The 20,946-nt window shown below is 71.0% G+C and carries 15 protein-coding genes and 1 tRNA gene; 7 read left to right on the forward strand and 9 right to left on the reverse strand.

Features of this window, described 5'->3' with window-relative positions:
- Positions 1-157: 157 nt before the first annotated feature.
- The 7 genes from lptB to HCU73_RS11050 all read right to left on the reverse strand — a co-directional run bounded on the left by lptB (position 158) and on the right by HCU73_RS11050 (position 7,944).
- The gene (gene lptB, locus HCU73_RS11020; protein WP_168623511.1) at positions 158-916 is read right to left on the reverse strand and encodes an LPS export ABC transporter ATP-binding protein; all 759 of its coding nucleotides are present in this window, start codon (positions 914-916) and stop codon (positions 158-160) included.
- Positions 913-1,431, reverse strand: coding sequence for an LptA/OstA family protein (locus HCU73_RS11025; protein WP_239025535.1), 519 nt, complete (start codon positions 1,429-1,431; stop codon positions 913-915). The genes lptB and HCU73_RS11025 overlap by 4 nt, the downstream gene beginning before the upstream one ends.
- Positions 1,428-2,027 carry an LPS export ABC transporter periplasmic protein LptC gene (lptC, locus tag HCU73_RS11030; RefSeq protein WP_168623512.1) on the reverse strand — a complete coding sequence of 200 codons (600 nt, stop codon included), beginning with the start codon at positions 2,025-2,027 and terminating at the stop codon, positions 1,428-1,430. Before lptC ends, HCU73_RS11025 begins: the two co-directional genes overlap by 4 nt.
- Positions 2,028-2,034: 7 nt before the next feature.
- On the reverse strand, positions 2,035-2,646 hold the full coding sequence (locus tag HCU73_RS11035; RefSeq protein ID WP_168623513.1) for a ribonuclease D: 612 nt from the start codon (positions 2,644-2,646) through the stop codon (positions 2,035-2,037).
- A gap of 77 nt (positions 2,647-2,723) precedes the next feature.
- Positions 2,724-2,810, reverse strand: a tRNA-Leu gene (locus HCU73_RS11040).
- 77 nt (positions 2,811-2,887) lie between these two features.
- The gene (locus HCU73_RS11045; RefSeq protein WP_168623514.1) at positions 2,888-6,139 is read right to left on the reverse strand and encodes a translocation/assembly module TamB domain-containing protein; all 3,252 of its coding nucleotides are present in this window, start codon (positions 6,137-6,139) and stop codon (positions 2,888-2,890) included.
- Positions 6,139-7,944: an autotransporter assembly complex protein TamA gene (locus tag HCU73_RS11050; protein WP_168623515.1), complete on the reverse strand. Its 1,806-nt coding sequence runs from the start codon at positions 7,942-7,944 to the stop codon at positions 6,139-6,141. The genes HCU73_RS11045 and HCU73_RS11050 overlap by 1 nt, the downstream gene beginning before the upstream one ends.
- A 150-nt stretch (positions 7,945-8,094) precedes the next feature.
- On the opposite strand from HCU73_RS11050, the gene HCU73_RS11055 reads away from it, so the two are divergent.
- A complete protein-coding gene (locus HCU73_RS11055; protein ID WP_168623516.1) occupies positions 8,095-9,084 on the forward strand; it encodes a complex I NDUFA9 subunit family protein in 990 nt (329 codons plus the stop codon).
- Here HCU73_RS11055 and HCU73_RS11060 read toward each other — a convergent pair.
- The gene (locus tag HCU73_RS11060; RefSeq protein WP_168623517.1) at positions 9,075-9,878 is read right to left on the reverse strand and encodes an undecaprenyl-diphosphate phosphatase; all 804 of its coding nucleotides are present in this window, start codon (positions 9,876-9,878) and stop codon (positions 9,075-9,077) included. The two genes, HCU73_RS11055 and HCU73_RS11060, sit on opposite strands and share 10 nt — an antisense overlap.
- A gap of 210 nt (positions 9,879-10,088) precedes the next feature.
- Here HCU73_RS11060 and HCU73_RS11065 point away from each other — a divergent pair, with 210 nt between their 5' ends.
- The 5 genes from HCU73_RS11065 to HCU73_RS11085 all read left to right on the forward strand — a co-directional run bounded on the left by HCU73_RS11065 (position 10,089) and on the right by HCU73_RS11085 (position 18,469).
- The gene (locus HCU73_RS11065) at positions 10,089-11,522 is read left to right on the forward strand and encodes an FAD-dependent oxidoreductase (protein ID WP_168623518.1); all 1,434 of its coding nucleotides are present in this window, start codon (positions 10,089-10,091) and stop codon (positions 11,520-11,522) included.
- Between the two features lie 84 nt (positions 11,523-11,606).
- Entirely contained in the window at positions 11,607-12,356 is a 750-nt protein-coding gene (locus tag HCU73_RS11070; protein ID WP_210730599.1) for a hypothetical protein, read from the forward strand.
- Positions 12,353-12,808 (forward strand): GFA family protein, encoded by a 456-nt coding sequence (locus tag HCU73_RS11075; RefSeq protein WP_338052082.1) that lies wholly within the window; start codon positions 12,353-12,355, stop codon positions 12,806-12,808. The genes HCU73_RS11070 and HCU73_RS11075 overlap by 4 nt, the downstream gene beginning before the upstream one ends.
- A complete protein-coding gene (gene gltB, locus HCU73_RS11080) occupies positions 12,805-17,343 on the forward strand; it encodes a glutamate synthase large subunit (protein WP_168623520.1) in 4,539 nt (1,512 codons plus the stop codon). Before HCU73_RS11075 ends, gltB begins: the two co-directional genes overlap by 4 nt.
- 217 nt (positions 17,344-17,560) lie before the next feature.
- On the forward strand, positions 17,561-18,469 hold the full coding sequence (locus HCU73_RS11085; protein ID WP_168623521.1) for a Hint domain-containing protein: 909 nt from the start codon (positions 17,561-17,563) through the stop codon (positions 18,467-18,469).
- A gap of 2 nt (positions 18,470-18,471) precedes the next feature.
- Here HCU73_RS11085 and serB read toward each other — a convergent pair whose 3' ends face one another.
- A complete protein-coding gene (serB, locus tag HCU73_RS11090) occupies positions 18,472-19,347 on the reverse strand; it encodes a phosphoserine phosphatase SerB (protein ID WP_168623522.1) in 876 nt (291 codons plus the stop codon).
- A 123-nt stretch (positions 19,348-19,470) separates the two neighbouring features.
- Here serB and HCU73_RS11095 point away from each other — a divergent pair, with 123 nt between their 5' ends.
- On the forward strand, positions 19,471-20,946 hold the full coding sequence (locus HCU73_RS11095) for an alpha/beta fold hydrolase (protein ID WP_168623523.1): 1,476 nt from the start codon (positions 19,471-19,473) through the stop codon (positions 20,944-20,946).

Raw genomic sequence — 20,946 nt, forward strand, 5'->3', positions numbered from 1 at the left:
TGTCCGGTCGGTTCGGGTTAAGGGCGATCCCGGGGCCGTTTTCGCGGTCCTGCGTCCGGGGTCCGGACGGGGGGATCGAGGATGAAGCGAACGCGAACATCACCCCCATTAGGCGATGGGTCACGGGCGCTGTCAACGTAAAGCGGAGTGGTCCGGCTCAGGAGATGCGGAAGCTCTGCCCGAGGTAGACGCGGCGCACGGTCTCGTCGCGCACGACCTCGTCGGGGGTGCCCGACATGATGATGGTACCATCGTGCAGGATGTAGGCCCGGTCCACGATCTCCAGCGTCTCGCGGACGTTGTGATCGGTGATCAGCACGCCGATCCCGCGCGTCTTGAGGTCCTGCACCAGGTGACGGATGTCGCCCACCGCGATCGGGTCGACGCCGGCGAAGGGCTCGTCCAGCAGCACGTAGCGCGGGTTCGAGGCGAGGCAGCGCGCGATCTCGGCCCGGCGCCGCTCGCCGCCCGACAGCGACAGCGCGGGCGCGCGGCGCAGGTGGCCGATCGAGAACTCGGACAGGAGTTCCTCCAGCCGCTCGGCCCGGTGGGTGCGGTCGGGTTCGACGATCTCGAGGATGGCGAGGATGTTGTCCTCGACCGACAGGCCGCGAAAGATCGACATTTCCTGCGGCAGGTAGCCGATCCCGGCGCGGGCGCGGCGGTACATCGGGAACAGGGTCACGTCCTGCCCGTCGATGGTGACGGTGCCGCCGTCGGGCGTGATGAGCCCGGCGATGCAGTAGAAGGACGTGGTCTTGCCCGAGCCGTTGGGGCCCAGCAGCGCCACGACCTCGCCCCGGTTCAGGCTCAGCGACACGTCGCGGATCACCGGGCGCTTCTTGTAGCTTTTCCGAAGGCGGTGGACGACGAGGCCCTGGCCGCCCTGCGTCACGGTGAGGGACGGGCGGCTCACGGGGCGGATCCGGGGTCCAGGACCGTGCGCACGCGGCCCTCGACGGTGCCGCTGCCGGTGGTCATGTTCACCACCATGCGGTCGCCCGAGATCGCGGTCGGCCCCTGCGTGACCAGCACGTCGCCCACCATGGTCAGAAGGGCGGCGGTGATGTCGTAGGTCGCCTCGGCGCCCTCGGCGGCGTCCGCGCCGCGGGTCACAAGGACGCCGCCGGTGGCGATCACGCGCTCGACGCTGCGGGCGCCGCCGGTGTCGGAATAGACCACCTCGACCCGGCCCGCGGCCATGCGCAGGTCGCCCTGCACGATGATGACGTTGCCGTCGAACACGGCGCGGCCCGTGGTCTGGTCGATCCCGAGGCTGTCCGACGTGACCTCGACCGGCTGGCGGGAATCATGCGCGACGCCGCCGAATCCGATCTGCACCTGCGCGGCCGCCGGGCCGGACAGGGCAAGGAACGCGGCCAGCGTGGCCAGGCGGATCAGGTGGCGCATCGTGCAGACGTGGCTCTTCATTGGTCCCCCGGCTGGTATAGCAGCCGCACGCCGCCTGTGAAACTCAGGAAAGCCTGCCCTTCGGGGCCCGTGATCTCCATGGCGCCCGCCTCCAGCGTCATGCCGGGCCCGGTCAGCACCACCGGCCCCGGCGCGGCCAGCCGCATCGTGTCCATCGCCACCGTGACCCGCTCGGACCTGAGCGCGAAGCCCGCCGTGGTCGCCGCGTCGACCGTGCCCGCCAGATCGACCCGCTGCGCGGCGAGGTCGATGTCGCCGGTGGCCGCCGTCAGGGTCAGGCGGTCGCCGGCGCCCAGCGTCACCCGCGTCTCGACCTCGGTCAGCAGGATCAGGTTGGGGTTGGTCGTCGCCGGCGCCGCCGTTTCGGCCACCAGCGTCACCTCGCGCCCGTCCTCCATGGTGCCGGCAAAGCGCGGGCGCGACAGGCGCTGCTCGCGGGCCAGCTGCTCGACGTCGACCGCGGCGAAGGGCAGCGCGTCCTCGGGGTTGGGCGTGCGCGAGAACAGGAACAGCGTCGACAGCAGCGCCAGCGCGATCAACGGCAGGGCCACCTTGGTCCAGGCGATGAGGGTGGAATATCGGTTGGGCGCGGCCATCGGCGCGTCAGTGCGCGAAGATGTCGATCTCGGGCCAGCCGGCGAGGTCAAGCCGCGCCCGCGCCGGCAGGAACTCGAAGCAGGCCTGCGCCACGTCCGTGCGGCCCTCGCGAGCCAGCATCCCGTCGAGCGCCTCCTTCAGCCGGTGCAGGTACAGCACGTCCGAGGCGGCATAGGCCTTCTGCGCCTCGGTCAGCCGCTCGGCGCCCCAGTCGCTGGTCTGCTGCTGCTTGGAGATGTCGATCTCCAGCAGTTCCTGCAGCAGGTACTTCAGCCCGTGCCGGTCGGTGAAGGTGCGCACCAGTTTCGACGCGATCTTGGTGCAGTAGACCGGCGCGGCCAGCGCCCCGAAGGCGTGGTACATCACCGCGATGTCGAATCGCCCGAAGTGGAACAGCTTGAGCACCTCGGGGTCGGTCAGCAGCCGCGCGAGGTTCGGCGCCTCGGTCTGGCCCTGGGCGACCTGAACCAGGTGCGCGTGCCCGTCGCCGCCCGACAGCTGCACCACGCACAGCCGGTCGCGGTGCGGGTTCAGGCCCATCGTCTCGCAGTCGATGGCCACCACGGGCCCGAGGGACAGGCCATCGGGAAGGTCGTTCTGGTAGAGGTGGATGGTCACGCCATTGTCCCTTTCCGTCGCCGTCGGTGCCGGCTCCTGCCCTCACGCTCCCGAAGGGGGAAGGGCATCGAGGGATATGGTGCCCAGGAGAGGACTCGAACCTCCACGGCCGTTAAGCCACTGGTACCTGAAACCAGCGCGTCTACCAATTCCGCCACCTGGGCAGGTGTCGTGAGCGGGGCTGATATAGCCGCCGCGGGGGGCTGTCAACGGGGTGTCCGCGGGAAAAAAACGACGGCGCTCAGTAGTCGCGTTCAAAGAACACGCCGAGGCTGGATGTGCCGTCGGAGGTGAAGCTGCCGCGGGCGGTGATGCTGGGGGTCAGGTCGATGTTCAGCGACACGCCAGTGTTGCCGGCGTCGCCGATCACGACGTCGGTGTAGATGTTCTCGGACAGGTAGCGCCCGGCCCGCAGCGCGGCGCTGCCGTCCTCGCTGGTCTGCAGGTCGAGGTCGTCGAGGCCCAGCCCCTCGCGCAGCCGGGCGAAGATGCCCGACTGGCTGGACCCGCCGGCCAGCCCGGCCACCGCGTCGGCCATCTGCAGGATCTGCACCGGAGACAGAGCCGAGACCGAGCGCCCGAACAGGAGCTGCGCCAGCACCTCGTCCTCGGGCAGCGCGGGCGTGGAGGTGAAGGTGATCGTCGGCGCGCTGACCGGGCCGTCGAGGTCGATGCCGATGGTGTAGCCGCCCGCCCGCGAGGTGGCGAGCAGCCGGATGTAGGGGTCGAACCCGCCCTGCAGGGTCGCCGAGCCGTCGGTCAGGTCGAGCCGGGTGCCGAGGATCGACAGCCGCCCGCGGATCAGGTCGAAGCGGCCCTCGGGAATCACGTTGGCGGTGGTGCCGAAGATGCGCAGCTGGCCGCCCAGCTCGGCGTCGAGACCGCGGCCGCGGATGAACACGCGCCCCGGCGCCCGGATCGTCAGGTCGAGGCCCACGCGCTGCGACCCGCCGCCGCCCGAGGTGACCGGCCCGAGGCCCGCGGCGATGCGCGTGCGCCGTTCCGCGGCGGTTTCGCCCAGGTGCGCGATCGGCGGGATCGGGGCCGAGCCGCCAAGACCGGTCTCGGGCACCCGCAGCTCGGTCTCGCCCAGCACGACCGTGCCGCCCACCTGCAGCGTGCCGGCCAGCGCGCCGCCCACGGTGATGTCGGCGCTGGCGATCCGCGCCTCGTAGAGCGTGGGATCGACGATGCGCAGGTCGCGCCCGGTGACGGTGATCTGCGCGGGCAGGCTGGGGGCGTTGACCGTGACGGTGCCGCTGGCCGACAGCGACCCGCCGGTGCCGAGCGCGCCGCCGGCGTCGAAGCTGACGCGGCCGGCGGACAGGGTGCCCGAGGCGGTCACGTTCTCCAGCGCGGTGCCGAAGGTCGGCAGCGTCACCCGCGCGCCCCCGGTGCGGAAGCTGCCCGACAGCGTGTCCAGCCCCGGCGCGCCGCGCATGGCGAGATCGAAGCCCAGCGTGCCGAACACGCTGCGCGGGGCCAGCGCCCGGTTCGCCAGCGCAAGGGGCAGTTGCCCGGTAGCGGTCAGGTCGACGGTGCCGTCCGCGGGCTGCACGTCGCCGCGCAGCGTGGTCGAGATGCCGGCCTGGCTGCGCAGGTCGGCGACGATGCGCCAGGGCGCGGCGTCCGACGGGCCGCGCGTGGCGTCGAGCGCCGCCGTCACCGGCCCGCTCAGGGCGTCGGTGAACAGCCCGACATTGGCGAGGCGCGCGTCGACATCGACAAGCGCGCCGCCCGAGGACACGCGGCCGGTGCCCGCCAGCGACAGCTCGCGCCCCTGCAGGGTCAGCTCGCGCAGGATCAGCCCGGTTTCGTCGCGGACCGCCGACAGGGTCAGCGTGGTGTCGCCCGCCAGCAGCGCGGGCGGCACGCCCTCGGCCACGCGCAGGTCGGTGCCGGTGCCGGTCAGCACCACGTCGAAGGCGCCGGACAGAAGCTCCGCCTCGGCGTCGAGCTGGGCCGACAGCCGGCCGGCCAGCGGCTGCCGGGCCAGCGGCGCGAAGCGGGCAAGGTCGCCCGCCTCGGCGGCCAGCGCCGTCGCCAGCACCAGCCGCGCCCCGCCGGTGGTCAGGGTCGCGTCGCCCCGCAGCGCCAGGTCGCCCGCCTCGGCCACGAGGTTCGCCAGGCCCAGCGGCCCGCCGCTCTGCCAGGACAGGTCGGCCGACAGGGTGGCCGCGCTGCCCAGCGCCTGCGACAGTGCCGGGTCGGCGTGGGTCAGGCCGGCGAGGACCAGCGTGATGGGCGAGGCGACCGTCAGGCCCGCGTCGGTCTCGGCGATGGTGCCGCCCGCGTCGAGCCGCAGGCTTTCCACCGCCGCCGGGCCGAGGTCGAGCGCCTGCACCAGCGCCTGGGCGCGGTAGCCGTCGCCGGCGGCGGCGTTGTAGCTGACCCCTAGGTCCACCGCGCCCACCGTCACCACCGCGTCGGGCACCGGCAGGCGCACCGGCCCGCTGCCCTCGGGCCCCGCGATGCGGCCGGTCAGCTCGAAGGCCCGCGGCTGGCCGCCGGGCGCCAGCGACATCTGCCCAGCCAGCGCCAGCTGCGCCGCGCGCAGGCTGAAGGTGTCCAGTTCCACCGCGCCGTCGGGCATCAGGCGCAGCCGTGTTACCAGCCCCACGTCGGGGCCGAAGAAGTCGCGGTAATCGGGCAGGAACAGCGGCGTGATGTCGCCGCCGATGTCGGCGTCGACGCTGCGCACGCCGGTGTCCAGCGCCAGGCGGGTGGCCACGGTGCCGGCCAGCCGCGGTTCCCCGTCGCTGTCCAGCGCGATCTGGGCTTCAAACCCGTCGATCGGCCCGGCGCCGGCCGCCGTCAGCCGGATCGCCGGCGCGCCCGGCAGGCCCAGCAGCGTGGCGGCGAGGCCGCCCGCCTCCTCCTCGACCAGCAGCGACAGGTCCAGAACGCGGGTGGTGTTGCCGTAGCCGGCGGCCAGGTCGAAGGCCCCCCGCGGCCCGTCGAGGCGCAGGAGTTCGATGTCGGCCGCGCCCTCGCCGTCGGCCAGCCGGGCGCTGCCCTCCACCGACAGCTCCACCGCCTGCCCCAGCAGCGTGGGGCCCAGCGACACGCGGGCGATGGCGGTGCGGTCGACCGCGATCGAGACCGGCAGCTCGGGCAGGGCGAAGGGCGTGGCCTCGGCCGGCGGCAGGTCGAGGCCGGCGGGCTCCGTCACCGGGGCGCGCAGGATCTCCAGCCGCTCGGCGGTCAGCGAATCGATCTGCAGGGCCCCGCGCAGGAGCGCGGCGCGCGACCAGGTCAGCTCGGCGCCCTCCAGCGTCAGCCAGACGCCCTCGGCATCTGCGATGGTCAGCAGGTCGAGCTCGGCGGTGGAGCTGAGCGCGCCGCGGAAGCCGCGGATCGTCACCTGCCGCGCGCCGTCCGACAGCTGCTCCTCGAGGAAGCGGACGATGCGCGAGCGGTCGTCGTCCTGGGCCAGGACGGGGCCCGGCAGCAGCACCAGCGCCAGCGCGAGGAGGGACAGAAGCCGCCGCATCAGAAGGCCTGCCCGATGCCGATGTAGAGATAGGCCTCGCGCCCGGCCTGATCGCCGGTCACGGGGGTGGCCAGGTCGACGCGGATCGGGCCGAAGGGCGTGTCGTAGCGCACCCCGATCCCGGCCCCGGCGTGCCAGTCGCTGGGCCCTTCGCCCCAGGCGTCGCGGCTGATCACGCCCGCGTCGGCGAAGCCCACGATCCCGAAGGCGGTGTCGCCGATGTCGTGCCGCACCTCGCCGGACAGGCCGGCAAAGCTGCGCCCGCCCGCCGCGAAGCCGCCCTGTTCCGCCCCGAGGGACTGGTAGGATTGCCCCCGGACGGTGCCGGCGCCGCCGGAATAGAACAGGTCGTCGGGCGGGATGGTGGCGATGTTGCCGCCCTCCAGCGTGCCGAGCTGCAGCCGCGCCGCGACCCGGGTGCGATCGTCTTCGCCGAAGCCCCAGTAGGCGCGCCCGTCCAGCGTCATCCGGATGCCCGCGCCGTCGTCCAGCACCTGGAACGGGGTCAGGGATATGTCGGCATAGGCGCCGGCCCGGGCGTCGAGCGGGTTGTCGCGGTTCTCGTAGGTCGCGCCCAGCGGCAGGGTGACGCGGGTGAGGTCGTAGGCCCCGCCGCCCCACTCGAAGTCGAAATAGGCAAGCCCGATGCCGCCGCGGATCGTCACCGTGTCGGACAGGCGGTGCAGCAGCGACGCCTCCAGCTCGGCCCCCTGGATCACGAACAGCCGCTCGTCGGCATAGCCCAGCGCCAGTTCCAGCGCGAAGGTGGTGTCGGGGGTGAAGGTCGCCGGGCGCTCGAAGCGGGTGCGCAGCTCGGCGGTGAGGCCGCTGTCGAGGCTGCGGATGCCCGAGACCTCGGCGTCGAAGCGCAGCCGCTCGGCCCCGCCGAGCAGGTTGCGGTGCAGCCAGTAGGCGGTCAGGCGCAGGCCCTCGTCCGTCGCCACCTCGGCGCCGAAGCCGAGCCTGCGCAGCGGCGCCTCGTCGACCACGGCGGTGACGTCGGCGATGTCGCCCGCGCGCGGGTCGCCCAGCTGCAGGGACACGGCGGAAAAGGCGCCGGTCTCGCGCAGGCGGTCCTCGGCGCGCTGCAGCGCCTCGGGGGAATAGACCTCGCCGGTGGGCAGGCCCGCGATCTCGAGGATGCGGGCGACGCGCATCCGCTCGTGCCCCTCGGGCAGGAGGGCGCCGAAGGTGATGACCGGGCCGGGATCGACCCGGATCGCCACGTCCAACAGCGCCTCGGGGTGGCGCGCGGTGATCTGCTGCCCGGCGATGTCGGCGACGGCGTGGCCGCGCGCGCGCCAGCCGTCCAGCGCCGCCTCGGCGGTGTCGCGCAGGAGCGGCGTCGAGGCGGGTTCGCCGGGGCGGAACCCGTCGGGCAGGGCGGTGTTGGGGTCGAGCGGCCCGATCTCGGCCCGGCCGAGCCGGAACGGCGCCCCGGTGTCGACCACGATCTCGACCCGGCGCACGTCGGCCGGCGCGCTGAAGGGCGAGATGGCCGACGCCTCGCGCCCGTCCAGCCGGATCGCGATGACCGGGGCAAAGAACCCCTCCTCGTAGAGCACCCCGATCAGGCGGCCGTAATCGGCGCGGGCCGCGGCGACGATGTCGCTGCCGGTGCGGGTGGTGCCCTCCTCGGGGTCGCGGAACAGGAGCGCGTTCAGGCGCAGCCGCTCGACCAGGTCGTCCGAGGCGCCGGGCACCGACAGGGTGACCTCCTGCGCGGCGGCAGGGCCAAGGGCCACCAGCGCGGCGAGGGCCGTCGCGGGCAGCGCGGTGCGGATCAGGCGGGGCAGCGCAGACATATCCCTAGTGGTAGAGCCCCCGGGCCCGGCTTGCCAGTCACCATTCCGCGTATCGGCGGGTTTGGGCGGGGATTGGGACGATTTGCGCCTTGTCGGGCCGCGGGGGCGCGCCTATCACCCGGGCCAGACCGGGACCGGAGGGCATGAGACATGTCGAAACTCGTCACCATTTTCGGCGGATCGGGCTTCGTCGGCCGCTACATCGCGCGCCGCATGGCCAAGGAAGGCTGGCGCGTGCGCGTCGCCGTCCGCCGCCCGAACGAGGCGCTGTTCGTGCGCCCCTACGGGGTTGTCGGGCAGGTGGAGCCGGTGCTCGCCAACGTGCGCGACGACGCCAGCGTGCGCGCCGCCATCCACGGCGCGGACGCGGTGGTGAACTGCGTGGGCATCCTGTCCGAGCGCGGCCGTAACCGCTTTGACCAGGTGCAGGCCGAGGGCGCCGCCCGCGTCGCCCGCATCGCCGCCGAGGAGGGCGTGGCGCGGCTGGTGCAGATCTCGGCCATCGGCGCCGACGCCCACAGCGACAGCGCCTATGCCGCGACCAAGGGCGCGGGCGAGGCCGCGGTGCTGGAGGCCTTCCCGACCGCCGTGATCCTGCGGCCCTCCATCGTGTTCGGCCCCGAGGACCAGTTCTTCAACCGCTTTGCCGCGATGACGCGCCTCGGCCCGGTCCTGCCGGTGGTGGGCGCCGATACGCGGTTCCAGCCGGTCTATGTCGACGACGTGGCGCAGGCCGCCGTGATGGGCGTGCTGGGCACGGCCGGGCCCGGCATCTACGAGCTGGGCGGCCCGGACGTCGAAAGCTTCCGCGCGCTGATGCAGCGGATGCTGGGCGTGATCCGGCGGCGCCGGCTGATCGTCAACGTTCCGTTCGCCGTGGCCGGGATCATGGCGGCGGTGCTGGACCTGGTGCAGACCCTGTCCCTGGGCCTGATCCACAACGGGATGCTCACCCGCGACCAGGTCCGCAACCTGCGCCGCGACAACGTGGTGGGCGAGGGCCGCATGGGCTTTGCCGACCTCGGGATCTCGCCGACCGCGATGGAGGCGGTGCTGGAGGAGTACCTGTGGCCCTACCGCCCGGGCGGGCAGTATTCCGAGATCAAGGAAACCGCCCGCCACCTGCGCGGTCAGGAATAGGCGATCCCCAGCAGGACAACGCCGAGGATCACCCTGTAGATCACGTAGGGCGTAAAGCTGACCTTCGGCAGGAAGCGCATCATCAGCGCCAGCGCGCCGAAGGCCGCCGCGAAGGCGAACAGAGCCGCCAGCGCGATGGGACCGAGCGGCAGGGCCGCGCCTTCGGTCAGCGCGTCGCGCAGGAGCACCGCCCCGGTGGCCAGCGTGATGGGGATCGACATCAGCATGGAGATCCGCGCGGCCTCGGCCCGCCGGTAGCCCAGCGCGCGGGCCGCGGTGATCGAGATGCCCGAGCGCGACACGCCGGGGATCAGCGCGACCGCCTGCGCGAGGCCCAGCAGCACCGCCTGCCGCGGGCCCCAGGCGTCGATCGCGGCGACCTCGGGGCCCCAGCGGTCGGCGGCCCAGAGGATCACGCCGAACAGGATCATCATCCAGCCGATCACCGTCATGCTGCGCAGCGCGTCGACCCAGCCGGTGACGACCAGCAGCGCGCCGAACAGGATCGCCGGGATGGTGGCGATGACCAGCGCCAGCGCCAGCCGCGCGCCGGGCTCGGCGGCGCGGCCGCGCGCCAGCGGCACCAGCCCGCGCACGGCCCGGGCGGCGTCGTCGCGGAAGTAGAGGATGACGGCGAGAATCGACCCCAGGTGCACCGCGACGTCGAGGGCGAGATCGTTCTCGCTGCCGCCGAAGGCATCGTGCAGCAGGATCAGGTGACCCGAGCTGGAGATCGGCAGGAATTCGGTGATGCCCTGGATCAGGGCCAGCAGGATCAGCGTCCAGAGCGTCATGCCGCAAGGCCCCGCGCGAACGGGAGGAAGGCAAGGTCTTGAGACATGGAGGTTATTTTCCTGATAGGTCCGAAAGTTTACCAATTTCCCGGTTTTCGACCCGGGTGTCGTGCGATCCGGCCCGGAAAATCGACAAATAGGTCAGCACTGCTGTCTTTTTATCCCGCGGCGAGGCCGGTATAGGGGCGGCGAAAGAATGGGAGATGTTTCGTGGCCAAGCAACCCATGTTGAAATTCGTGACCGTGGAAAAGGAGATGCCCGAGAAGCGTCCGCCGATTCTGCGCAAATCCGATTTCCACGAGATTTACGGCGAGTACGCCCGCGAGAAGGCGGCCGAGCAGGCCGGGCGCTGCAGCCAGTGCGGCGTGCCCTACTGCCAGTCGCATTGCCCGCTGCACAACAACATCCCCGACTGGCTCAAGCTGACGGCCGAGGGCCGGCTTCAGGAAGCCTACCAGATCAGCCAGGCGACCAACACCTTCCCCGAGATCTGCGGCCGCATCTGCCCGCAGGACCGGCTCTGCGAAGGCAACTGCGTGATCGAGCAGTCTGGTCATGGCACCGTCACCATCGGGTCGGTCGAGAAGTACATCACCGACACCGCGTGGGAGGAAGGCTGGGTCCAGCCGATCGCGCCGTCGGTGGAGCGCCCCGAGTCGGTCGGCATCATCGGCGCCGGGCCGGGCGGCCTTGCCGCGGCCGACATGCTGCGCCGCGCCGGCCTGCAGGTGACGGTCTACGACCGCTACGACCGCGCGGGCGGGCTGATGACCTACGGCATCCCCGGCTTCAAGCTGGAGAAGGACGTGGTCATGCGCCGCATCGACCAGCTGGAGGCGGCGGGCATCGAGTTCGTGCTGAACTGCAACGTGGGCGAGGATGTCAGCTTCGACGCGATCCGCGGCAAGCATGACTTCGTCGTCATCGCCACCGGGGTCTACAAGTCGCGCGACCTGAACGCGCCGGGCGTCGGCGCCACGGGGATCGTGCGCGCGATCGACTATCTCACGGCCAGCAACCGCAAGAGCTTTGGCGACGAGGTGCCCGAGTTCGACTCGGGCGAGCTGAACGCCCACGGCAAGCGCATCGTCGTGATCGGCGGCGGCGACACCGCGATGGACTGCGTCCGCACCGCGGTGCGGCAGGGCGCGACCAGCGTGAAGTGCCTGTATCGCCGCGACCGGGCCAACATGCCCGGGTCGCAGCGCGAGGTGGCCAACGCCGAGGAGGAGGGCGTCGAGTTCGTGTGGCTGAGCGCGCCCAAGGGCTTCACCGGCGATGTGGTGGACGGCGTGATGGTGCAGAAGATGCGCCTCGGCCAGCCGGACCAGACCGGGCGCCAGAGCCCCGAGGTGATCGAGGGCGCCGACTACGTCGAGGGCGCCGACATGGTCATCAAGGCGTTGGGCTTCGAGCCCGAGGACCTGCCGACGCTCTGGGGCTGCCCGGAGCTGGAGGTCACGCGCTGGGGCACGATCAAGGCCAATTTCCGCACCCACGAGACCCAGATCCCCAATGTCTACGCGGTGGGCGACATCGTGCGCGGCGCGTCGCTGGTGGTTTGGGCGATCCGCGACGGGCGCGAGGCGGCCGAGGCGATCCTCGAGAAGCTGGCGGTCTCCGGCGCGGTGGCGGCGGAATAGGAACGGGCCCGTGACCCGCGTACACCGCCCGTACACAGGGCGTACATACGCGGGCCGGATGGACAGGTCAGAAGGGCTGACGCGATGAGACGGACTAGGACACCGGGCCTTGCCTCGACCGCGCTTGCGGCTGCGATGGCCTGTGCCCCGGCCCTGCCCGTCGCGGCGCAGCAGGGCCCCGCGCTGTTCGAGGTGCCGGCGGGTTGCACCGCCTTCCTGACGGTGCAGTCGCGCGGTTGCATGGTGAGCCATCACTGGACCTGCGAGGGCGACCCGCCGGGCACGCACTGGCGCGCCTCGCTGGACGAGGACAGCCCGTTCTACGTCAGCTTCACCGACGCAGAGTTCCGCTGGCTGCGCAGCTGGGACCTGCGCGGCGGCGGCCAGTCGGTGCTGATCGAGCCCGAGGACGACCCCGCCAGCCTGTCCGAGCTGCTGTCGACCGGCAGCGATGCGATGGTGTTCAGCCTGCGCACCGAATCGCGTTTCGGCATTGAACAGCGCGACTACACCGGCTTTGACCGGCTGACCGGCGACGAGGTGGCGGTGGACGGCCGCACCCTGCTGGTGACCGAGTTCACCTACCAGTACCCGGTCGAGGGCGGCACCCGGCAGGTGACGGGTAACCAGTTCGTTCACGAGGGCTGGCGCATGTTCTTCGGCGGGCTGGAAACCGTGACCGAGCCCGACGGCACGACCTTCGAATACAACAACAGCCCGATGGAGTTCGCCGAACCCGGCGAGCGCGGGTTCCTGACGATGCAGCCGATCTACGACTGCGGCGAGATGATGAGCGACCTCGGCCCCGCGCCGCTGTGGAGGGCCGCGCAGTGATCGACGCCTACCGCCGCACCGGGGTGCTGGACGGGCGCTGCCTCTGCGGGGCGGTGTCGATCCGCATCGATGGGCCCTACATCGCCGCCGTCGGCGCCTGCCACTGCGGCATGTGCCAGCGCTGGAACGGGGTGCTGCACGGGTCGTTCGACGCCGAGGCGCAGGCGGTGACGGTCACCGGGCCGGTCACGCGCCACCCGTCGTCGTCGTTCTCGGAGCGCGCCTTCTGCGCCGTCTGCGGCAGCCACCTGTGGATGCGCAACACCGACGAGGCCGACCAGAACTACGAGTTCATGCCGGGCCTGTTCCCGGCCGCGGCGGGGTTCCCGCTGATTTCCGAGATCTACACCGACCGCGCGCCCGCCTATCTGCGGCTGTCGGGCGACCACCGCCGGGCGACCGGCGCCGAATACGAATCCAAGCACCTCTTTGTCGAGGGAGACACGCCATGACGAAATACGACGCCAGCTGGGCCGCCGCCGAGCAAGCCAAGCGCGAGTGGATGGCCGAACACGGCATGTATTCCGAGGCCGAGGAGCATTCCTCCTGCGGCGTCGGCCTGGTGGTGTCGATCGACGGCCGGGCCAGCCGCAAGGTCGTGGAGAACGGCATCAACGCGCTCAAGGCGGTGTGGCACCGGGGCGCCGTGGACGCCGACGGCCGGACCGGCGACGGCGCGGGCATCCACGTGCAGATCCCCGCCACCTTCTTCTACGACCAGGTGCGCCGCACCGGCCACGAGCCGCGGATGGACCAGCGCATGGCGGTGGGCCAGGTGTTCCTGCCCCGCACCAATTTCGGCGCGCAGGAGACCTGCCGGACCATCGTGGAATCCGAGGTCCTGCGGATGGGTTACTACATCTACGGCTGGCGCCACGTGCCGGTGAACGTGTCGGTGCTGGGCGACAAGGCCAACGCGACCCGGCCCGAGATCGAGCAGATAATCATCTCGAACGCCAAGGGCGTCGACGAGGAGACCTTCGAGCGCGAGCTCTACGTCATCCGCCGCCGGATCGAGAAGGCCGCGCAGGCCGCGGGCATCCGCGAGCTGTACCTGTGCTCGCTGTCCTGCCGGTCGATCATCTACAAGGGGATGATGCTGGCGCAGGACGTGGCCGAGTTCTACCCCGACCTCAAGGACGAGCGGTTCGAGAGCGCCTTCGCGATCTACCACCAGCGCTATTCCACCAACACCTTCCCGCAGTGGTGGCTGGCCCAGCCGTTCCGCATGTTGGCCCACAACGGCGAGATCAACACGCTCAAGGGCAACGTCAACTGGATGAAGAGCCACGAGATCCGGATGGCGTCGAACTACTTCGGCGAGCTGGCCGAGGACATCAAGCCGATCGTGCCGCAGGGCGCGTCGGATTCGGGCGCGCTGGACGCCGTGTTCGAGGTGCTGGTGCGCGCGGGCCGGTCCGCGCCGATGGCCAAGACCATGCTGGTGCCCGAGGCCTGGTCGAACACCGCCGCCGAGCTGCCGCAGGCGTGGCAGGACATGTATGCCTATTGCAACAGCGTGATGGAGCCGTGGGACGGCCCCGCCGCGCTGGCGATGACCGACGGGCGCTGGGTCTGCGCGGGCCTCGACCGGAACGGTCTGCGGCCGATGCGCTATGTCGTGACCGGCGAGGGGATGCTGATCGCGGGGTCCGAGGCGGGGATGGTGCCCGTCAACGAGGCCACCGTGCTGGAGAAGGGCGCGCTTGGCCCGGGCCAGATGATCGCGGTCGACATGGCCGAGGGCAAGCTGTTCCACGACACCCAGATCAAGGACAAGCTGGCCGCCTCGCGCCCCTTCGGCGACTGGGTCGGCAAGATCACCGACCTTGCGCAGGCGACCGTGGGCCTGACCGAGACCGCCCAGTTCGACGGCACAGAGCTGCGCCGCCGGCAGGTGGCCGCGGGCTATTCCATCGAGGAGCTGGAGCAGATCCTCGCGCCGATGGCCGAGGACGGCAAGGAACTGGTCGCCTCGATGGGGGACGACACGCCGGCCGCCGTGCTGTCGAGCATGTACCGCCCGCTGTCGCATTACTTCCGCCAGAACTTCAGCCAGGTCACGAACCCGCCGATCGACTCATTGCGCGAATACCGCGTGATGAGCCTCAAGACCCGGTTCGGGAACCTCAAGAACGTGCTGGACGAGGATTCGTCGCAGACCGAGATCCTGGTGCTGGACAGCCCCTTCGTGTCGAACGCCCAGTTCGCCGAGATGGTGAAGCATTTCGGCCAGGAGCATGTCTCGATCGACTGCACCTTCCCGACCGGGGGCAAGGCCGAGGCGCTGCGCGAGGGGCTGGAGCGGATCCGCCGCGAGGCCGAGGATGCCGTGCGCTCGGGCGCCGGGCACCTGATCCTGACCGATGTCGGCCAGGGCGAGGGCCGCGTGGCGATGCCGATGATCCTGGCCACCAGCGCCGTGCACAGCTGGCTGACGCGGCAGGGGCTGCGGACCTTCTGCTCGCTCAACGTGCGCTCGGCCGAATGCATCGACCCGCATTACTTCGCGGTGCTGGTGGGCTGCGGCGCGACCACGGTGAACGCCTATTTGGCGCAGGACAGCATCGCCGACCGCATCGACCGCGGCCTGATCGACGGGACGCTGACCGAGGCGATGGCGCGGTATCGCGCGGCCATCGACGCGGGGTTGCTGAAGATCATGTCCAAGATGGGCATCTCGGTGATCTCGTCCTACCGCGGCGGCCTGAACTTCGAGGCCGTGGGCCTGAGCCGCGCGATGGTGGCGGAGTATTTCCCGGGCATGGTCAGCCGGATTTCCGGCATCGGCGTCAGCGGCCTGCAGAAGAAGGCCGAGGAGGTCCATGCCAAGGGCTTCCTCCGTGGCGAGGGCGTGCTGCCCATCGGCGGCTTCTACAAGGCCCGCCGCTCGGGCGAGAAGCACGCCTGGGAAGCGACTTCGATGCACATGCTGCAGGAGGCGTGCAACCGCGCGTCCTATTCCCTGTGGAAGCAGTATTCGGAAAAGATGCGGAGCAATCCGCCGATCCACCTGCGCGACCTGATGGACATCAAGCCGCTGGGCAAGCCGGTGCCGATCGAGGAGGTGGAGAGCATCACCTCGATCCGCAAGCGCTTCGTTACGCCGGGCATGTCGCTGGGCGCCCTCAGCCCCGAGGCGCACAAGACGCTGAACGTGGCGATGAACCGGATCGGCGCGAAGTCGGATTCGGGCGAGGGCGGCGAGGATCCGGCGCATTTCGTGCCGGAACCGAACGGCGACAACCCGTCGGCCAAGATCAAGCAGGTCGCCTCGGGCCGCTTCGGCGTGACGGTGGAGTACCTGAACCACTGCGAGGAGCTGGAGATCAAGATCGCCCAGGGTGCCAAGCCCGGCGAGGGCGGCCAGCTGCCCGGCATGAAGGTCACCGACCTGATCGCGCGGCTGCGCCATTCGACCAAGGGCGTGACCCTGATCAGCCCGCCGCCGCACCATGACATCTACTCGATCGAGGACCTCGCGCAGCTGATCTACGACCTCAAGCAGATCAACCCGCGCGCCAAGGTCACGGTCAAGCTGGTGGCGTCGTCGGGCGTGGGGACCATCGCGGCGGGCGTGGCCAAGGCCAAGGCCGACGTCATCCTGATCTCGGGCCACAACGGCGGCACGGGCGCGTCGCCCGCCACGTCCATCAAGTACGCGGGCCTGCCGTGGGAGATGGGCCTGACCGAGGCGCACCAGGTTCTCGCCATGAACAACCTGCGCGACCGGGTCACGCTGCGCACCGATGGGGGCCTGCGCACGGGCCGCGACATCGTCATGGCGGCGATGATGGGGGCCGAAGAATACGGCATCGGCACCGCGGCGCTGATCGCCATGGGCTGCATCATGGTGCGCCAGTGCCAGTCGAACACCTGCCCGGTGGGCGTCTGCACGCAGGACGAGCGCCTGCGCGCCAAGTTCACCGGCAACGCGGACAAGGTGGTGAACCTCATCACCTTCTACGCGCAGGAGGTGCGGGAAATCCTCGCCTCGATCGGCGCGCGGTCGATGGACGACGTGATCGGCCGGGCCGACCTGCTGACGCAGGTGTCGCGCGGCGCGGCGCATCTGGACGATCTGGACCTGAACCCGATGCTCATCACCGTCGATGGCGCGGACCGGATCAAGTACGACCGCTACAAGCCGCGCAACGTGGTGCCCGACACGCTGGACGCCCAGATTGTCAAGGACGCGCACCGCTTCCTCGAGGACGGGGAAAAGATGCAGCTGTCCTACGCGGTGCAGAACACGCTGCGCACCATCGGCACCCGCACGTCCAGCCACATCGTGCAGGCCTTCGGGATGCGCAACGCGCTGCAGCCCGATCACCTGACGGTCAAGCTGCAGGGGTCGGCGGGACAGTCGCTGGGGGCCTTCGCGGCGCCGGGGCTGAAGCTCGAGGTGTCGGGCGACGCCAACGACTACGTCGGCAAGGGCCTGTCGGGCGGCACCATCGTGGTGAAGCCGGTGCAGGACAGCCCGCTGGTGGCGCATGACAACGTCATCATCGGCAACACCGTGCTTTACGGGGCGACGAACGGCTACCTCTTTGCCGCCGGCCGGGCGGGCGAGCGGTTCGCCGTGCGGAACTCGGGCGCCAAGGTGGTGGTCGAAGGCTGCGGGTCGAACGGCTGCGAGTACATGACCGGCGGGGTCGCCGTGATCCTCGGGCGGATCGGCGCCAACTTCGGCGCCGGCATGACCGGGGGCATGGCCTACCTCTACGACCCCGAGGGGGCCGCGCGCATCAACATGAACCTCGAGACGCTGGTGACCTGCCCGGTGACCGTCGAGCACTGGGAGGCGCAGCTGAAGGGCCTGATCGAAGCGCATCTGCGCGAGACCGGATCCCGCCGGGCCGCGTCGATCCTGCAGCACTGGGAGGTGGAGCGCGGGAATTTCCTGCAGGTCTGCCCGAAGGAGATGCTGGACAAGCTGGCGCACCCGCTGGGGATCGAGGCGAAGGCGGTGCCGGCCGAGTAAGGCCCGATTCGCCACATTCCTGCCGCAATTCGGCTGTCAGGGCCCCGCGCATCCCACGCGGGGCCCTTTCGTTTCGCCTTGTCTGGAAGGGAAACCCGCGCCTTGACGCCGGTCGCGGCCGGGCCCCGCCGGTCCGCATGATTTTCCGCGTTGTTCCCGAAAATCGTCTCAATTCCGTCTCATGCTGCGCGCCGAGCAGATCAGCAAGGCGCGCAAGATGCCGACGACCTATATCGACCAGTTCTACGTGATGGACCCGGCCAACCCGCCGGCCCGGAACACCTTCCTGCAGGTGCAGGAGTTCCAGATCGTCGACTTCAACGACAACAACTTCATCGAGAGCCCCGGCTTCGACTCGATCGACGGGGTCGACGTGACCGCCGTCTGGCCGGGCGACCGCGTGCGCATGCGCATCGACGGGCAGAACGTGTGGATCGAGGGGACCACCTTCTACCTCGCCGATGGCCGCGCGGTGTTCACCCCGACGGACGGCACCATCCTGCAGGACGGCCGGTTCCGCGACAGCGATTTCGTCACCGTCGAGGACCCGATGCCCATCGGCGACCTCGGGCCGCCCTGCCTGATGGCGGGGACGCTGGTCGACACCGACCGCGGGCGCGTGCCGGTGGAACAGCTGCGCGAGGGCGACCGGGTGATGACCCTGGACCACGGGCCGCAGCCGCTGCTGTGGCTCGGCGTCACCACGGTGCCGGGGCTGGAGGCGCACGCCCCCGTGGTCATCGACGCCGGCGCGCTGGGCAATTCCGAGACGCTCCGGGTCTCGCCGCAGCACCGGGTGCTGGTCGGCGGCTGGCAGGTCGAGCTGATCCACGGCGCGCCCGAGGTGCTGGTCGCGGCCAAGCACCTCGTCAACGGCACCACGATCCGCACCGCGCCCGCGCGGCGCGTGGTCTACTACCACCTGCTGTTCGAGCGGCACGAGATCATCCGCACCGGCGGCGTCTGGACCGAGAGCTTCCTGCCCGAAGCCGGGCTGGAGCGCGACGTGCCGGCGATGCACGACGCGCTGGCGCGGATGCACCCCGAGCTTGCCGAGCGGATGCGCGGTGCGCCGCTGGCCCGGCCGCAGCTGCGCCATTTCGAGGCGGCGCTGCTGGCCGCCTGAGCCTAGCCGGCCACGAAATCGCGGCGTTCGTAGCCCTGGATGTACAGGAGCGCCGTGAGGTCGCCGTGGTTGATCGCGTGGGCCGCCTGCGCGCGGACCACCGGCTTGGCGTGCACGGCCACGCCCAGACCGGCGCGCTGCAGCATCCCGAGGTCGTTGGCCCCGTCGCCGATCGCCAGCACGTCCGCCGCCGCGATCCCGAAGCGCGCCGTCAGGTCCTCGAGCGCGGCGACCTTGGCCTCGCGCCCCAGGATCGGCTCGGCCACCGTGCCGGTCAGGGTGCCGTTCTCGACATGGAGCGTGTTCGCCCGGTGCTCGTCGAAGCCCAGCTTCGCCGCCACCGCCGCCGTGAAGGCCGTGAACCCCCCCGACACCAGCGCGGCATAGGCGCCGTGCGCCTTCATCGTGGCGACCAGCGTGGCGCCGCCCGGCATCATGGTGATGCGCCGGGCCAGCACCTCGGCGATGGTCGTCTCGGGTAGGCCGCGCAGGAGCGCCACGCGTTCCTTGAGCGCCGCCTCGAAGTCGAGCTCGCCGTTCATCGCCCGAGCCGTGATCTGCGCCACGCGGTCGCCGATGCCAGCGGCGGCGGCCAGCTCGTCCACGCATTCCTGCTGGATCATGGTCGAATCCATGTCGGCCAGCAGGAGCTTCTTGCGCCGCCCGGCGCTGGGCTGCGCGACGAGGTCGACGCCCTCGGCGGTCAGGCTGGTGCGGATGTCGTCGAGGGTGCGGGGCAGCTTGGCCACCTCGAACTCGGCGGCGCAGTTGGGGTCGAGCCACACCGCGTCGCCGCCGCCCAGCGCATCGCGCAGCGCGCGCACCAGCGCGGGGTCGAGGATCATCGCGGGGTTGGTGACGAGGGTCAGCGTGAACATGCGGGCATCCGGGCAGGTTTGGCGCCATAGACCATGAAGCGGGGCGCGGGGCCAGAGGCTTTGGCGGTTGGCAGCGCCGCCCGGGACGCTAGATGTGTCAGGGCAGATTGACGGACGGTTTACATGACTCGCGGCATCGTGGCGGCGCTGATCGCGCTCCTCTCCATCGGGATCGGCCTGTGGGGGCTGGAGGCGCCGCGGGCGGGGCTCGAGATCACGCAGGCCGAGGTCGGCGAGACGCCGGTGACGGTGATGCGCCGGCCCGAGGCACAGGGCCCGGTGGTGGTGATCGCCCACGGTTTCGCGGGGTCGCGGCAGCTGATGGCGGCCTGGCAGCTCAGCCTCGCGCGGGCCGGCTTCGTGACCGTCAGCTTCGATTTCGAGGGGCACGGCCGCAACCCGGTGCCGATGTCGGGCGATGTCACCTCGGTCGACGGCACCACGCGGCTGCTGATGGCCGAGACCGCCCGGGTGACGGATTTCGCCGTGTCCTTGCCGGGGGCCGAGCCGCGGGTGGCGCTGGTGGGGCACTCCATGGCCTCCGACATCATCGTGCGGCAGGGGCTGGCGGACCCCCGCGTCGCGGCCATCGTCGGCATCTCGGTGTTCTCGCAGGCAGTGACGGCCGAGGCGCCGCAGAACCTCCTGATCCTGAACGGCGCCTGGGAGGGCGCGCTGCGCGACGAGGCCCGCCGCGTCATGGCCGAGATCGGCGCGGCGGAGGGCGACACGGTCGGCACCCCCGGCGACGGATTCGCCCGGCGCGCGGCGGCGGTGCCTTATGCCGAGCATGTCGGCGTGCTCTACGCGCCCTCTGGCATCGCCGAGGGGATCGCCTGGCTGTCGGCAAGCCTCGGCGTGCCGGCGCAGTCCGGCCTGGTGGCCCTCGGCCCCTGGATCCTGCTGACGCTGTTCGGGGTCGTGCTGCTGGTGCTGCCGGCGGCCCACCTCCTGCCGCGCGGGGAGGCGCCCTGGCATCCGCCCCGCGGCGTGTTCTGGGCGCTGGCGCTGGGGCCCGCCGTCGCCACGCCGCTGATCCTCAGCCTGTTCGACACGCGGTTCCTGCCGGTCCTGGTGGCCGACTACCTGGCCCTCCACCTCGCCCTCTACGGTGCGCTGGTGCTGGGTGGCGCGGCCTGGGTCGGCGGCCTGCCCCGGCGCGCGGGCTGGGCCTGGGGCCTTGCCCTCGCGGCCTACGGCATCCTCGTCTTCGGCGGGATCATGGACCGCCACGTGGGCAGCTTCGTGCCGCACCCCGGCCGGGTGCCGGTGATGCTGGCGATCCTGCCCGGCGCGATCCTTGCCATGATCGCCGACGCGCTGCTGCTGGAGGCGACACGTGCGGCGCTCTGGCGGCGGATCGTGGCGCGGGGCGCCTTCCTCGTCTCGCTCGGCATCGCGGTGGCGCTGGATTTCGAGCGGCTGTTCTTCCTCATCATCATCCTGCCGGTGATCCTGTTGTTCTACCTGGGCTACGGGATGATGGGCCGCTTCCTCGGCAAGCGGACGGGCTCGGTCCTGGCTATGGGTCTGGGTCTCGGGATCGTGCTGGGCTGGGCGCTGGGCGTGACCTTCCCGATGTTCGACCCGAGCCTGTGA

This window comes from Roseicyclus persicicus, from assembly GCF_012395815.1.
Classification (GTDB): domain Bacteria; phylum Pseudomonadota; class Alphaproteobacteria; order Rhodobacterales; family Rhodobacteraceae; genus Roseicyclus; species Roseicyclus persicicus.

What these genes read in the sequence shown, in the direction of transcription:
- HCU73_RS11025 (WP_239025535.1), bottom strand. Translation starts at nt 1,431, where the DNA reads ATGAAGAGCCACGTCTGCACGATGCGCCACCTGATCCGCCTGGCCACG.
- lptC (WP_168623512.1), bottom strand. Translation starts at nt 2,027, where the DNA reads ATGGCCGCGCCCAACCGATATTCCACCCTCATCGCCTGGACCAAGGTG.
- HCU73_RS11045 (WP_168623514.1), bottom strand. Translation starts at nt 6,139, where the DNA reads ATGCGGCGGCTTCTGTCCCTCCTCGCGCTGGCGCTGGTGCTGCTGCCG.
- HCU73_RS11050 (WP_168623515.1), bottom strand. Translation starts at nt 7,944, where the DNA reads ATGTCTGCGCTGCCCCGCCTGATCCGCACCGCGCTGCCCGCGACGGCC.
- HCU73_RS11055 (WP_168623516.1), top strand. Translation starts at nt 8,095, where the DNA reads ATGTCGAAACTCGTCACCATTTTCGGCGGATCGGGCTTCGTCGGCCGC.
- HCU73_RS11060 (WP_168623517.1), bottom strand. Translation starts at nt 9,878, where the DNA reads ATGACGCTCTGGACGCTGATCCTGCTGGCCCTGATCCAGGGCATCACC.
- HCU73_RS11070 (WP_210730599.1), top strand. Translation starts at nt 11,607, where the DNA reads ATGAGACGGACTAGGACACCGGGCCTTGCCTCGACCGCGCTTGCGGCT.
- gltB (WP_168623520.1), top strand. Translation starts at nt 12,805, where the DNA reads ATGACGAAATACGACGCCAGCTGGGCCGCCGCCGAGCAAGCCAAGCGC.
- HCU73_RS11085 (WP_168623521.1), top strand. Translation starts at nt 17,561, where the DNA reads ATGCCGACGACCTATATCGACCAGTTCTACGTGATGGACCCGGCCAAC.
- serB (WP_168623522.1), bottom strand. Translation starts at nt 19,347, where the DNA reads ATGTTCACGCTGACCCTCGTCACCAACCCCGCGATGATCCTCGACCCC.
- HCU73_RS11095 (WP_168623523.1), top strand. Translation starts at nt 19,471, where the DNA reads ATGACTCGCGGCATCGTGGCGGCGCTGATCGCGCTCCTCTCCATCGGG.